This window comes from Mucilaginibacter limnophilus (assembly GCF_004005815.1).
GTDB lineage: Bacteria > Bacteroidota > Bacteroidia > Sphingobacteriales > Sphingobacteriaceae > Mucilaginibacter > Mucilaginibacter limnophilus.
Map to the genome: position 1 here is coordinate 198,324 of NZ_SACK01000002.1, position 15,009 is coordinate 213,332.

General features: G+C 44.5%; 11 protein-coding genes and 1 pseudogene. 9 read left to right on the forward strand and 3 right to left on the reverse strand.

The features are described 5' to 3' along the window. Positions 1 to 41: 41 nt before the first annotated feature. Together EOD41_RS05200 and EOD41_RS05205 are read right to left on the reverse strand one after the other, a co-directional pair. A complete protein-coding gene (locus EOD41_RS05200) occupies positions 42 to 347 on the reverse strand; it encodes a YbaB/EbfC family nucleoid-associated protein (RefSeq protein WP_127703739.1) in 306 nt (101 codons plus the stop codon). A gap of 99 nt (positions 348 to 446) precedes the next feature. Further along, on the reverse strand, positions 447 to 1,655 hold the full coding sequence (locus EOD41_RS05205) for a serine hydrolase domain-containing protein (RefSeq protein WP_127703740.1): 1,209 nt from the start codon (positions 1,653 to 1,655) through the stop codon (positions 447 to 449). A 142-nt stretch (positions 1,656 to 1,797) separates the two neighbouring features. Here EOD41_RS05205 and EOD41_RS05210 point away from each other — a divergent pair, with 142 nt between their 5' ends. From EOD41_RS05210 to EOD41_RS05235, 6 genes and pseudogenes are all read left to right on the forward strand, one after another. Next, positions 1,798 to 2,835 (forward strand): tetratricopeptide repeat protein, encoded by a 1,038-nt coding sequence (locus EOD41_RS05210; protein ID WP_127703741.1) that lies wholly within the window; start codon positions 1,798 to 1,800, stop codon positions 2,833 to 2,835. 46 nt (positions 2,836 to 2,881) lie between these two features. Continuing rightward, positions 2,882 to 3,919, forward strand: a complete 1,038-nt coding sequence (locus EOD41_RS05215; RefSeq protein ID WP_127703742.1) for a tetratricopeptide repeat protein — start codon at positions 2,882 to 2,884, stop codon at positions 3,917 to 3,919. A gap of 72 nt (positions 3,920 to 3,991) precedes the next feature. Next, positions 3,992 to 5,389 carry a class II fumarate hydratase gene (gene fumC / locus EOD41_RS05220; RefSeq protein ID WP_127703743.1) on the forward strand — a complete coding sequence of 466 codons (1,398 nt, stop codon included), beginning with the start codon at positions 3,992 to 3,994 and terminating at the stop codon, positions 5,387 to 5,389. Between the two features lie 78 nt (positions 5,390 to 5,467). Then, a complete protein-coding gene (locus EOD41_RS05225; RefSeq protein ID WP_127703744.1) occupies positions 5,468 to 5,986 on the forward strand; it encodes a fumarate hydratase in 519 nt (172 codons plus the stop codon). Between the two features lie 67 nt (positions 5,987 to 6,053). After that, positions 6,054 to 6,845, forward strand: coding sequence for a S1/P1 nuclease (locus tag EOD41_RS05230; protein WP_127703745.1), 792 nt, complete (start codon positions 6,054 to 6,056; stop codon positions 6,843 to 6,845). A 101-nt stretch (positions 6,846 to 6,946) separates the two neighbouring features. Then, positions 6,947 to 7,375: pseudogene (locus EOD41_RS05235) on the forward strand (low molecular weight protein-tyrosine-phosphatase). A 3-nt stretch (positions 7,376 to 7,378) separates the two neighbouring features. On the opposite strand, the gene EOD41_RS05240 reads toward EOD41_RS05235, so the two are convergent. Then, entirely contained in the window at positions 7,379 to 9,880 is a 2,502-nt protein-coding gene (locus EOD41_RS05240; protein ID WP_127703746.1) for a M14 metallopeptidase family protein, read from the reverse strand. A gap of 151 nt (positions 9,881 to 10,031) precedes the next feature. Here EOD41_RS05240 and recQ point away from each other — a divergent pair, with 151 nt between their 5' ends. The 3 genes from recQ (at position 10,032) to EOD41_RS05255 (ending at position 14,961) form a co-directional block, all read left to right on the forward strand. Continuing rightward, a complete protein-coding gene (recQ, locus tag EOD41_RS05245; RefSeq protein WP_127703747.1) occupies positions 10,032 to 12,173 on the forward strand; it encodes a DNA helicase RecQ in 2,142 nt (713 codons plus the stop codon). Between the two features lie 101 nt (positions 12,174 to 12,274). Then, entirely contained in the window at positions 12,275 to 13,699 is a 1,425-nt protein-coding gene (locus EOD41_RS05250) for a glycogen synthase (RefSeq protein WP_127703748.1), read from the forward strand. After that, positions 13,696 to 14,961 (forward strand): glucose-1-phosphate adenylyltransferase, encoded by a 1,266-nt coding sequence (locus EOD41_RS05255; protein ID WP_127703749.1) that lies wholly within the window; start codon positions 13,696 to 13,698, stop codon positions 14,959 to 14,961. The genes EOD41_RS05250 and EOD41_RS05255 overlap by 4 nt, the downstream gene beginning before the upstream one ends. Positions 14,962 to 15,009: the final 48 nt, after the last annotated feature.

A 15,009-nucleotide genomic window follows, 5' to 3' on the forward strand; every position in this document is an offset into this window, starting at 1 on the left:
CCTCTCCATTGGAGAGGGCTTTATCCATCATGCAGCAAAAATTATTTCCCAAACAGTCCGCCTAAACCGCCAAACATCTGGCTGGCCATGGCCGACATTTCCGATTGATTAACACTATCGGCCTGTTCAATAGCCTTGTTAACGGCAACAGCCATCAGCTCCTCAATTTCTTCCTTATCGGCTTCTTTGTAGAACTCCTCGTCTATAATAATCGACTGGATAACCTTGTTGCCGTTTGCTGTAACGGTGATCTTACCTCCTTCGGCAGTACCGGTTACGGTAATAGCGTCAAGGCGTTTTTTTACTTCGCCAGCCTTTTGCTGGGCTTCCAATATTTTATCAAACATGGCGTCTAAGTTATTGTCATCTCTCAGAAGATTTCTCTCTTCGTTTGAAATGACATGTTCGTTTATCTTGAATCCTGCTTCTTAATTCTTGACTCTGTTCTAATCCTCCGCCGTATCGCCCGAACCTGTGTAGGCGTTTTTACGCACAATAGGCATGCCTGTTATTTTAAACAGACCGTCAAGTTGCAGCAGGCTTCCGTTTACTAAATTACCTAACAAAACAATGGTAACATCGTTTTTAAGGTCACGCAAATAAATATGTCTGAAGCCGTGCCACCATCCGGTGTGGTAAACAACTTTCTGCCCCGGCGCGTCAAAAGTACGCCAGCCGTATCCATAGCTAAAGTGGCCGCGCAGCAGCGGATTATGAGCCGTATACGCAGAATCAAGTGTTTGCTGTTTTAAAAACATCCCGGCACGTAAGGCCCGGTCGAACAGGAAAAGGTCGCCCACAGTGCCATAAATGCCTTTATCGCCAACGGGGCCATCTAAAAAGTTTTGCGCAACCGAATATCGCCAGGTCCCCCTGTCGTGACCTACTACATCAACCGGTATCTTTTCGTAAACCGCTTTAGAGTATACCGCAGTATGGTGCATACCTGCCGGATTGAAGATATTTTCCTTCATAAACTCCGCATAGGTTTTACCGGAAACTTTTTCAATTATAGCACCCAGCACCATGTAGTTGGAGTTGTTATAAAGGAAACGCTTATCAGGCTTGTTAAACGGATTTGGCTTGTACTGGGCAATCAGGTCCATTGCCTCAGCATTGGTAAGGCCTTTTCGCTGGTCACGGTGTTCTTTACGATACAAATCGTCAATAAAATACACATAGTTCATCATTCCCGAGCGGTGTGTAAGCAGCAGCTTAATGGTCACGCCTTCATATGGGAAGTTAGGGAAGAAATCCCGAACGTCCTGATCGAGCCTCAGCTTGCCACGTTCCATCAGCATCAATATGGCAGTGCCCGTCATGGTTTTTGATACCGATGCGAGCTCGAATTGAGAGTTGAGTTTCAAGCTATCGCGGGTAAGGTAATTAGCCCAGCCAAATGATTTTTCATAAATGATCTTGCCCTTTTTAGCTACCAGCACATTGCCGTTGAAAAAGCGTTTTTTATGCAGGTTCTGCATAAACTCATCAATCTTTTTATCCTCCCTTTTAGGATCGTACTTTAATAAAGCAACCGTATCAAAGGTCACTTTTTTGCCATCGGCATTAAGGCTTTTTGCTTTATTTGATGAACACGAGGCGAGTAAAATTACGCAGACAGAAGGTATTAAAATTTGCTTAAACACAGATCCCATAAACTATTTTCCAAAGGATAAAAACGAACGCGAAAATTAGAAATTATACAGCAGCTTAATAACAATTGTTTATAAATGTTATTAACATTCGCTTTACATATGTATGCACTAAGTTTCAGGTTTTTTTTGTTAAGTTTAACACATGAAAAAACCTTATCAAATTTTATTTACTACGTTTATATGCATTTTTACATGCGGGTTGGCTTTCGGCCAGGACGGCAAAACTGCGGCATTGCTGGTTGAAGAAGGTATTAAATTGCACGATGAAGGCAAGTATTCCGAGTCTATAGAAAAATATAAGGAAGCGTTAAAAGCAGATCCTGAAAATCAGAATGCGAAATATGAAATGGCTTATACTTATTTTTCATCAGGGAAAGTTAAGGAAGCCATACCAATACTTGAAAAAATTATAAAGTTTGGTACAGGAGACCGTGGTGGGGCTTATGATCTGCTAGGTTCAGCCTACGATGACGAAGGGCAGCCGCAAAAAGCTATTGATACATATTTGGCAGGTGTGAAAAACAGTCCGGATTACCAGCGCTTGTATTTTAACCTGGGTATAACATATAACAGGCTTAACAAGTATGCCGAGGCCGAAAAATGGGCTATTGAATCAATTAAACGACAGCCGGAACATGCAAGCAGCCACAGATTGCTTGGTGAAGTAGTATTAAAACAAAACCGGCAGATACAAGCGATACTTGCTTACAGCAATTTCTTGCTGCTTGAGCCGCAAACCGAACGTGCGGGAGTTACTTTCAAAACTTTGCAGGACTTGCTGAAAAAAGGAGTTACAAAAACAGGCGATAAGTCGATAACGGTAACCATATCAGAAAATCAGCTAAAGCCGGGAAGTGGGACAGAGCAATTAATGCTTTCCACTTCGGCTGCAAGTATTGTTGGCAAAGGCTTGCCACCCGTTGAAGAGCTTACCGAATTGTTAACAACAATATATAATATATCAGGGGAACTGGCTGCGAAAAAATCAAACGATTTCTTTTCAAAATTTTATACGGAATATTTTTACAAGCTTGCCCAGTCAGGCAATATGCCTGCATTTGCACGCTTCATTAGTTTAAGCGCATATGGTGATGAAAACCGGCAATGGTTTAAAGATAATGAGGCGAAATTAAATGCCTTTAGCCAATGGGCGCAAATCACCAAAAGAAGCACAGAATAATCGCCTGAATATTTGTACCTCACACTTAATTAGTTAAGTTTACTATGTGAGAAGCCTTTATCGCATTGGGTTGTATGCCATTGGCATGCTGTTGCTACCTTCGTGCATTTTTGCGCAAGGAAAAAGAGCATCAGAAAAACTGCTTACTGAAGCCAACCGTCTGCGCGAAAAGGGCAGCTTTGATTCAGCTGTAGTGAAATATAATGAAGCACTGGAGGCTGACCCTAAAAATAAAAAGGCTGAATTAGGTTTAGCCCTGTCGCTTGATGCAGCAGGCAACCGCAGCCAGGCGGCTGTAATTATGGAAAAGCTGCTAAAGCAAAAAGGCAACACCAAACAAAAGGCTGAATTGTTTGATCTGCTGGGTTGCATTTATGATGATATGGGCCAGCCTGCCAAAGCCATAGAGCTATATCGTGCTGGCATAAGCGCCGACCCGAAATTTGTCCGGATTTACTATAACCTGGGTATCACTTGCCTGCGCGAAAAGCGTTTTACTGATGCCGAACAAGCCGCCGAAAGCGCTATTAAGCTGGATACTGAACACGCGCCAAGCCAATGGTTATATGCTATGGTAAATTACTACCAGGGTAGGCGTGTAAACGCCATTATAGCAATATGCAGCTACCTGCTTATGGAGCCTGAATCAGAAAAAGGCATAAAGGCCTACAAGGCTATGGAAAATCTGCTCAATGCCGGTTTCACAGAAAGGGGTACCAAATTAATCACCAGCGACAGTGTTATTATCAACCCTCAAACTGAACCGGCTGGAAACGTGATCGCAAAGAAGATCTACTCTGTTTCTATGCGGAAGCTTAAACCGGTTGACGCTTTACAGGCTTATCTTACTGTGCTATTTGAAACAGCCGCCGAGCAGACCGTGTATTCAAACGATAACAAGTTTTTCCGTCGGTTTTATATCGATTACTTCTATCAGCTGCGTTTATCAGAAAATATGCCCGCCTTTGCGCGTTACATCAGTATGGGCGCTTATAAAGACGAAAACCTGAAGTGGTTTGCCAAATACCCTAACCTGCTGCAGGAGCTTGATGCCTGGCTTAATGATACCCGCAGAAAATTCTGAAATATATTTCACCAAAGGTTGCAATAGGGTTAACTTTGCACCGCCTTTTAAGGGCGAATAAAACATATCCTTATGAGTTTCAGAATAGAGCACGACACCATGGGCGAGGTACAGGTACCTGCCGATAAATACTGGGGAGCGCAAACCGAACGCTCACGCAATAACTTTAAGATTGGTCCGGAGGCTTCGATGCCTAAAGAAATTATTGAGGCTTTTGCCTACCTGAAAAAGGCCGCGGCTTATACCAATACCGACCTTGGCGTACTGCCCGCCGAGAAACGTGACCTGATAGCACAGGTATGTGACGAAATACTGGAAAGCAAGCTTGACAGTGAGTTCCCGCTGGTGATTTGGCAAACTGGTTCGGGCACGCAATCAAACATGAACGTGAACGAAGTAGTGGCTAACCGCTCGCACGTGCTGCAGGGTAACAAACTGGGCGAAGGCAAAACCTTCGTTCACCCGAATGACGATGTGAACAAGTCACAATCTTCAAACGATACTTACCCAACCGCAATGCATATCGCGGCGTATAAAATATTGATCGATGTAACCATCCCGGGTATTGAAAAACTGCGTGATACGCTTAAAGCAAAATCAGAGGCGTTTAAAAGCGTGGTAAAGATCGGGCGTACCCACTTGATGGATGCTACCCCGCTTACTTTGGGTCAGGAATTTTCAGGCTACGTATCACAGCTTGACCACGGCCTGAAAGCGCTTCGCAACACACTTGATCACCTGAGCGAACTTGCACTGGGCGGTACCGCTGTTGGCACCGGCATCAACACCCCAAAAGGTTATGATGTTAAGGTTGCTGAATACATCGCGCAGTTTACCAATCTGCCTTTCCGCACGGCCGAAAATAAATTTGAAGCGCTTGCCGCGCACGATGCTATCGTGGAAAGCCATGGGGCGCTTAAACAAATAGCCGTATCTTTAATGAAGATTGCCAACGACATCCGTATGCTGGCATCGGGCCCGCGTTCTGGCATTGGCGAGATACATATTCCGGATAACGAGCCGGGTTCGTCAATAATGCCGGGTAAAGTTAACCCAACTCAAAACGAAGCCGTAACTATGGTTGCCGCTCAGGTTATGGGTAACGATGTGGCCATTTCGATAGGTGGCTCAAACGGTCATTACGAACTGAATGTGTTCAAGCCGGTTATGGCCGCTAACTTCCTGCAATCAGCAAGGTTAATTGGCGATGCTTGCGTATCGTTTAACGACCATTGCGCTGTTGGTATCGAACCAAATTACGATGGCATTAAAAAGCACCTTGAAAATTCATTAATGCTGGTAACCGCGCTTAACCCGCATATTGGTTATGAAAACGCGGCTAAAATTGCCAAAAAGGCATTGAAAGAAAACAAATCGCTTCGCGAGGCGGCCATTGAACTGGAATTGCTTACCAGCGAACAGTTTGATCAGTGGGTACGCCCTAAAGATATGATAGGCAGTTTGAAATAGTATTTCGAAAGCCTCACCCTCAATCCCTCTCCATCTGGAGAGGGACTTTTTTATTTAAGATGCTTCGCTACGCATAGCATGACAAAGAAGTTTAGTTTTATTTTTTTTACCTCTTTCATCTTTCTGCTGTTCGCCTTTGGCTTGAGTTCCTGCAGCTTTAATCCAAGTGTGCAGGGTAAAGGTGAAGTCTACCTACAGGGTGAATGGAAACAGGACAGTTTGCCCGGACAAAAGCAACTGCTTACTTATTCCCTATCTGATTTCAAGTTCACCTGCGATTCCTTCTACATAAAAGTAAACACCGTTAGCCGGGTAAACTACGGCGCCGATAGCTGTATGAACCGTGGCCGCTGGACAGAATATATACGTGGCACATATCGGCAGGTTAAAGATACACTGCAACTTCGTGGTTTTTTTTACAACGCCGATGGTACTTTAAAGCGTGAAAACACCTGCTTTCGCTCAGGGGTGTTTGAAGAGCAATACACTGTAAAAAAGCAGGCTGATTCTATTCTTAACCTCTCAACCTCATCAAGCGTATTGCCTTTAACGCTCAGGCTAACGCATCGGATCAGTTGCGTTCCCAAGCCTTTGTAATCGTAACAAAAAATTAACAAAACAACCCGGCGGTTACCGCTATCTTTACGGCTTAAAACTGACTTGTATGAAAAGATTTTCACTAATCTGCCTCCTGGCAGCAATTATATTTTGTTCGCCTTTAAAAACTTTTGCTTGGGGACAGCAGGGTCACCGCATTACCGGGCAAATTGCTGATAGTTATTTAAACTCAAAAGCACGCAAGGCTATACAGGCTATCCTTGGTAACGAAAGCATTGCCATGGCCAGTACCTGGGCCGATTTTATAAAATCAGACTCAACGTACAACTACTTATACAACTGGCACTTTGTTGACTTTGACAGAGTGTATTCACTGCCCGAAATGCAGGCGCATTTATTACAGGATACTACTGTAAACGCCTACACCAAAGTGCAGTTTTTGGTTGCTGAACTGAAAAAGAAAACACTGCCTCAGGATAAAAAACTGCTTTACCTGCGTGTGCTTATTCACCTTGTTGAAGACGTGCACCAGCCGTTCCACACCGGCAGGGAAAGTGATAAAGGCGGTAATGATGTAAAGCTTATCTGGATGGGTAACCCAAGTAACCTGCATTCGGTATGGGATTCGCAACTGATAGATTTTCAGCAATTGAGTTACACCGAATACGCCGCGTCAATTAATTTTACCACCGCCGCGCAGCGCACCGAATGGCAAAAAGCTTCAATTATTAACTGGATATACGAGTCGCACGAGCTGGCGCAAAAAATTTATGCCGATACCAAGCCTGATGATAAATTGGGTTATCGCTACAACTTCAAATACATTGGCATTGTAAATCAGCAACTGGTTAAAGGCGGCGTACATCTGGCCGGTTTACTGAATGAGATATTTGGTTAATTGGAGAATGGTTGATTGAGTTGATTAAGTGAGTAGTTTTGCATAAAATAACCACTCACTAATCAACATAATAAACTACTCACTGTAAAATGAAAATTTTAATGGTTTGCCTGGGCAATATTTGCCGTTCGCCACTGGCGGAGGGCGTTATGCGGCACCTGGTTAAAAAGCATAATTTAAACTGGACGGTTGATTCGGCGGGTACCGGTGGCTGGCACGTGGGTTCGGCGCCCGACAGGCGCTCAATACGTGTAGCACACAGTCGTGGCGTTGATATCAGCTAACAGTGCTGTCGTCAGTTTACCGTGAGTGACTTTGATGATTTCGACCTGATACTGGTTATGGACCGCAGTAACCTGCGCGATGTATTGGCTAAGGCGCGTAACCAACACGACAGGGAAAAAGTACGCCTTTTGTTAGGCAACGCCGAAGTGCCCGATCCGTATTATGACGACGATGGTTTTGACCGGGTGTATAACCTGGTTGAACAGGGCTGCGAAAACATCATTAAAGAATACGCCGGAGCATAGCGCTTATTGTACCATAAACACTGCGTTGCTGAACAGTAATTTACCGTTTTCCCAAAAACTGCGGAATAGCGGGTCGTCGGCAAAGTACACTACTGATCCCCGGCCTGCTTCCTGCGCGCCAATTAATAAACCATCTGCAATTTTTGCTTTGCTTTTTTGTCCTACGAAGCCTGATATATAAGCGTCTTTTTTGATAGTGCCTACGTTCCAGCCTTTATCTGCTTCGAAATAATCGTACACTTCATCATCCAGTTTCAGTGTGAAATAATTTGACGGCAAGCCGAAACCCAACGGATGGGTATTGTCGAGGTTAATCTTATAGATAGCGCCCGGAACGTTAGCCTTCAGGGCTTCCTTATCACGATTGGCATAAAGCTTCACCGGTTCATCCTTATCAGCTTTCGCGTCCTTCTTCTCTTCTTTTTTCCTGATGCCGAACAGCTTTTTCTCAGCTATTTGTGATACGGCGTTTTCCATCGCAATGAGTTTACCGCCGTTTTGCACCCAGCTAACCAGCCTTTCCGACGGAAAATCATCATAGTTTCCATCAGGGAAGATCATCACGTCGACATCACCCCAGCGAAGTCGACTCATATCATCATAATTAACTACCGTTACCGGATAGTTGATCTGCTGCTCAAAAAAATGCCACAGTTCACCCATTGCTTCTGATGATGTCGAGCTTCCTGCAACCAGCACTACCTTTAACGGGCGGATGTATTTTATGTAATCAGAACCTATATCGGCGCCCTTATCCACAAAACCTGAACTCAGCTGCACAAGCGGATGACTGTTTTCAGCCGATAGCTTTTGCATCAGCTCATCAAAGCCACTATTCAAATTGCCCGAACGGGTTATAATGAGCGATCCGGCCGGGAACTTTTTGCCGCCCGCTTCAAATGGTTTTTCAGAATAGCGTACTTTAATTTTATTCTTGAGCAAGAAAGATAAAAATTTTACATCATTTACGGATTGCCATGCCGAAACATATGCATACGCCGGTTTGCTGCTGTAAGCAGTCATTTTGCTTGCAGTAAGCGTTTTCCGGACAGGCTGCAGTTGCTCTTTCACCGCCCAGGCGTTAAGGCCATAAGCGTAAGGTAAGGCCCATCCGGTGATGTCATATGTATTGCTGTCGGCAATAAAAGTGCGCGGTTCCATCAGTACGTTCATCAGTACCGATTTTGGCTGATACGCGCTGATGACCAGATCTTTTTCCGTTGGTTTATACTGTCCTGATTTTCCCGTATTGTAATTAAAGCCGGTTATAGTTCCATTTAAACCGTATCCATACCTTATGCCATTTTTATCAAGCAGCTGAGTAAGCGCGAGCATTTTATCAGCATTATCATTCTGGACGATAAACGTTTTATACTCGCCCGGAGGATTATTTCGGGCGTTATCATAATACCGCTTAAACTCGGTAAGGGCCTTTTGCGCGTTTGCTGATGATGCTTCAATTGTGCTCAGGCTGTTCGAGTGGTGGTGCGCAATCCTGTCGGCAAGGGTAAGCGTGTCGCCGGTGCGGGTAACTACAGCCAATCCGGCACCTATGCCACCCTGCTCATACGTCATCCCGATAGAGCCATTATAAATGGGGTAGGTATCGCCATATGATGGGTAAAGCAAGTCGAATATTTCCTTGGTAAAATATGCCCATCCATGCTGATCAAAGTACCTGGCGTTGTTTTTACCTATAATAGTTTGAAACTCGCGTTGCCATGGCGTAATGTCTTTATGGAAAGGCTCAGCAGCAGGCGCGAAATAATATGGCGAATTATAGCCCTGCTCGTGAAAATCCACGTGTACCTGAGGCAGCCATTTGTTAAACAGTGCTACCCTGCCCTGTGTTTCTTTTTGAACCTGCCATGCCCAATCTCGGTTAAGGTCGAAAAAATAATGGTTAGTACGCCCGCCCGGCCATGGTTCTGAATGTTCACGTGCGGCAGGGTTTGCATCCGGGGTTTCACCTTTGGCTGAATTATAGAAATTCACATAGCGCTCACGTCCGTCGGGATTCAGGCAGGGGTCTATCACCACTACGGTGTTCTTCAGCCACTCTTTCGCCTGTTTGTTGTCCGGGTTCACCAGGTCGTACAGGGTTTGCATGGATACTTCGCTCGAGCTGGGTTCGTTACCATGAACGTTAAAACTCAACCACACAATAACCGGTGTATTGGAATTGATTGTGCCGGGTTGCGTTTCCATACCGGCAAGGCGCAGGTTATTTACACGTATTTCTTCAAGCCTGCCTATGTTTTCAGGAGAAGCAATAAAAGCGGCCATTAACGGACGGCCTTCATTAGTGCTGCCATAGTTAACAAGTTTGACGTTACCTGCCGCTTTACCTACATAGTTAAAATAATCAATTATGCGGCTATGGTTGGTAAATCGCGTACCAAGCTTATAACCTAAAAATTCATCGGGCGATTGTATTTTTTGTGCCTGTGCCGAAATTATAAGCAACAGGTTAACCAGCAGCAGTATTAAATTCTTTTTAGCCATAGATAAATGCTAATGTAAAAAATTATGTGCGGATATACAGATGTGCAAATGCGTGGATTTGCAGATAAAAAGAAAACATCTGCACATTGCATATTGCACATCAAAAAAACATCCGCACATTTGCACATCCCCACATCTGCACATCAAAAACATGACCCCATCACAAGCGCTGCAAAAATATTTTGGTTACAATCAATTCATGCATCAGCAGGAAGACATCATTACCAAAGTATTAAACGGGCAGGATGTGCTGGCGCTTATGCCTACAGGCGGAGGCAAATCATTATGTTACCAGTTGCCTGCGGCTTTACTCAACGGGTTGACGATTGTAATATCACCGCTTATCGCGCTGATGAAAGATCAGGTTGACAGTTTGAATGTAACCGGCATCCCGGCAGCATTTTTAAATTCGGCTCAGAGTCCTGATGAACAGCGGGAAATCATCCGCAGACTAAGAAAAAAAGAAATAAAACTTTTGTATCTGGCGCCCGAAAGGCTGTTTGGCAGTGAAAGTAAATTGATTGACTTCGTGTTGTCGTTGTCGGTTAAGCAAATCGCTATTGACGAAGCGCACTGTATATCGCAATGGGGCCATGATTTTCGTCCGGAATACCTGATGCTTGGCGGATTGAGAAAACATTTTCCCAATATCCCGGTAATAGCACTTACTGCTACCGCTGATAAACTAACACAACAAGATATACTTAATAAGCTTAACCTGCATAACCCTGCAGTTTTTGTATCATCATTTAACCGTGCCAATATTACTTACCGTGTTATTGCCAGGCAACGCGGACTAAACCAACTGCTTGATTTTTTGCAGCAGCATAAGGATGATTCTGGCATTATTTATTGCCTGTCGCGCAAATCAACAGAAGCCCTGGCAGCCAGTCTTAAACAAGAGGGTTTTTCGGTAGAAGCTTATCACGCCGGGCTTGATAATGCCACCAAAGCGCGCAACCAGGAGGCCTTTTTGCGCGATGAAGTTAAGATCATCGTAGCGACTATCGCTTTCGGTATGGGTATCAACAAATCCAACGTTCGATACGTGGTGCATATGGATATGCCTAAAAATATTGAGGGTTACTACCAGGAAACCGGCCGTGCCGGGCGTGATGGACTGCCGTCAAACGCTACTTTATATTATTCGTCTGGCGATGTCGTAAAGCTGAAAAGTTTTGTAAAACTTGAGAACAATGAAGAGCAAAGCCGCATAATGCTGGATAAGCTGAATGATATGGCTGATTATTGTGAGCTGCATACCTGCCGTCGCAAATTCCTGCTTAATTACTTTGACGAAAACGCGCCCGAAAATTGCGGATCATGCGATATATGCCTGAGCGAGTTCAAAAAGTTCGACGGCACGTTAATTGCGCAGAAGGCACTGTCGGCAGTGGCCCGGCTTAACCAGCGGTTCGGAGTAAACTATGTGATTGATTTTTTACGCGGATCAAAAAGCGAGAAGATACGCGACGAGCATAAGCAGCTTAAAACCTATGGCATAGGCGCCGATATTCCTAAACAGCAATGGAGCCGCTACATCAATGAGCTAAAAGCGCATGGATATCTGCAAATTACTGATGATGTTTATCCAATAGTAAAACTTACTGCTAAAAGCGAGGCGGTGCTGAAAGGCCTGCAAAAAGTAGAACTTACCGAAGCGCAAATATTTGAAGAGCGTGCCGAAGAAATATTGCCGTTTGAGGCCGGTTTGTTACTGACGCTTAAACAGGTACGCCTGCAAATTGCCGAAAATGAAAATGTGCCGGCTTATGTAATCTTATCCGACGCTACGTTGCAGGAGATAGCTACTTACCTGCCGGAAAGTCTCGACGAGTTGCGGAAAATTTCGGGTTTCGGCGATGTAAAGCTGGCACGTTACGGGCGTGAGTTTTTGCAGCCTGTTAAGGCGTATTGTGCCGAACATGGCCTGTCGTCAAAAATCAATCAGAAAACTGCAACGCGAGAACGTAAACCGCGTGCCGAAAAGGTGAACGATACCCGCCTGGAAAGTCTGAATCTATTTAAATCAGGTAAGTCGGCGGCGGAAATCGCGGAAGTACGTGGCTTATCACCAATGACCATTGAGAGCCACTTAACCTTTTTTGTACAAACCGGCGAGCTGGAAGTACTCGACTTTATTGCTGCAGATAAAATACCTGCTGTTGAAGATGCAGTGTCCAGCTATGGAAGTGAACGCCTGGCCCCGCTTAAAGAAGTGCTGGGTGACAACTATACTTACACCGAAATAAAGGCTGTTGTGGCCTGGCTGAAACGCGATAATATAGCCTGAAAGTAAAAAACTATAATTTTAATTTCTGCAACACATTTTTATGCCTTGCGGGTTTGTTTTATACAGTTAAATGTTAGTACCTTTTCCCAATTTATAACCTAATGAGAGTTTTTCATCTGAGTGCTGAATGTTACCCGGTAGCCAAAGTTGGCGGCCTTGCTGATGTTGTAGGCGCTTTACCAAAATATCAGGTAAAAGCAGGCATAAATGCCGCGGTTGCCATGCCTTTTTACGACCGTAAATTCACCCATGAGCATGAGTTTGATACCGTTTTTCAGGGATTAACTTTGCTTGGTACACGGCGGTTATATTTCGAGGTATTAAAAGAAAGGTATGATTCGCTTGGCTTCGAACTGTTTCTTATAAAAATTCCTGGTCTTATCGACCGTACTGAAGTGTATTGCTACCCCGACGAAACTGAACAATTTATTGCCTACCAGATAGCCTTCTTAGATTGGATAAACTGGAGCGGGCAAACACCTGACATCATCCATTGCCATGATCATCATTCCGGGCTTGTGCCTTTTCTGATGCAGCATTCAAACGCTTATAAAAGGCTGGCAGATATTCCACCAGTGTTTACTATTCATAACGGACAGTACCATGGGGCGTTCAGCTGGAATAAGTTGGATTACCTTCCTGATATCGACCTGACAAAAACCGGCCTGCTCGACTGGAACGGCGGACTAAACCCATTGGCAGCGGCAGTAAAGTGCAGCGCGTATTATACAACTGTATCCCCAAGTTATTTGGAAGAGCTAAGCTACAACTCAAACGGGCTTGAGTATTTATTTCACATTGAAAGGCATAAGGGAATAGGCATTTTAAACGGCATCGACACTGAGGTATGGAATCCGGCTACCGACCCAATGATTGCTTCACGCTATAGCACAGCACGAATAACACAGGGCAAGCAGAAAAATAAAGCCGCACTGTGCGCACGCTTTAACCTGGATACATCACTGCCGCTTGTGGCTTTTATAGGCCGTTTAGTTGGCGAAAAAGGAGCTGACCTGCTGCCTGAAGCTTTTGAACGCAGCCTTAACGAACATGCCGGAAAGGTTAACTTTTTAATGTTGGGTGCGGGCGATACCACAACCGAGGAACAATTAACTGCACTATCGCATAAGTACGCCGAACATTATGCGGCATTTGTTGGTTATGATGAAGCATTGGCGCACCAGGTGTACGCCGGCGCAGATTTTTTGCTGATGCCTTCGCGTGTTGAACCATGCGGACTTAACCAGATGTACTCGTTACGATATGGCACTTTGCCAATGGTGCGCAGCACCGGTGGGCTTAAAGATACGGTGACAGATTTTGGCGACGAAGGCGGTTATGGCATCCGGTTTATACACGCAAGTGTTGATGATATTTGTCATTCGGTGAGCCGGGCGCTGGTGTTATACGGCAATACTGCGCAGCTGCAAAAATTAAGAAAAACAATGATGGCGCTCGATTTCTCTTGGGATCGTTCGGCCAGTGAATATATAAACCTATATAACCGAATAATATCAGCATCATGACAGGAAAAGTTATTGCTATTGTGCTTGGCGGCGGCCAGGGAAGCCGTTTATCTCCGCTTACTGCTACCCGGTCGAAACCGGCGGTGCCAATTGCGGGCAAATACCGCTTAGTTGATATTCCCATTTCAAACTGCCTGCACTCAGGTATCGAGCGTATGTATGTGCTAACGCAGTTTAACTCGGCATCGCTTAATAAGCACATTAAAAACACATACCATTTCAGCAGTTTCAGCGAGGCGTTTGTTGATATTTTGGCGGCCGAGCAAACACCATCGAGCGTGTCATGGTTTCAGGGTACTGCCGACGCGGTGAGGCAAAGCCTGCACCACCTGGCTGTGCATGAGTTTGAATATATACTAATTCTATCAGGCGATCAGCTTTATCAAATGGATTTCAGGGATATGGTGAATAACCATATTAATAGCAATGCTGATATATCAATAGCTACGATTCCGGTGCATGCTAATGATGTACCTGGTTTTGGTATCCTGAAAACCAATGAGGAGAACATGATTACCTCTTTCATTGAAAAACCTAAAAAGGATTTTGAAAGCTGGGCATCAGAGGTAAGTGAAGAAATGCAGGCCCAAGGCAGGGTTTACCTTGCATCAATGGGTATATACATATTTAACCGCAAGTTGCTGTTTGATATCCTGCAGGCAAATGACGATCCTGATTTCGGTAAAGAAATTATACCGGCCGCTATTGAAAACCATCGTGTAGCCAGCTACCAATACGAAGGTTATTGGACAGATATTGGTACCATACCGTCATTTTTTGATGCCAACCTTGGCTTAACCGATGATATCCCGCAATTTAATTTGTTCGACAAGTACAATATTTATACCCGCGCGCGTATGCTGCCGCCGTCAAAGGTATCAGGCACACTGATGGAAAAAACCATTGTTGCCGATGGCTGTATCATCAACGCGAAACATATTAAGCGTTCTATTATAGGTATACGCACTCGTATAGGTTTCGATACTACTATTGAAAACTGCTATGTCATGGGCTGCGACAACTACCAAACGCTTGAGCAGATAGAAGAATCGCGCCAGAAAGACCAACCGATAATGGGCATTGGCGACAGGTGCTGTATCAAAAATGCCATCATTGATAAAAATACCTTTATAGGCAATGATGTTACTATTAACTGTAAAGAAGGCAAGCCCGATGGTGATTACGGCACTTACACTGTACAAGATGGTATTGTAGTAGTTAAAAAACTGGCTGTAATACCAAACGGCACTGTGATAGATTAAGCTTGCATCAGTATATAAAACAAAGAAGCCGGGCAATTGTCCGGCTTC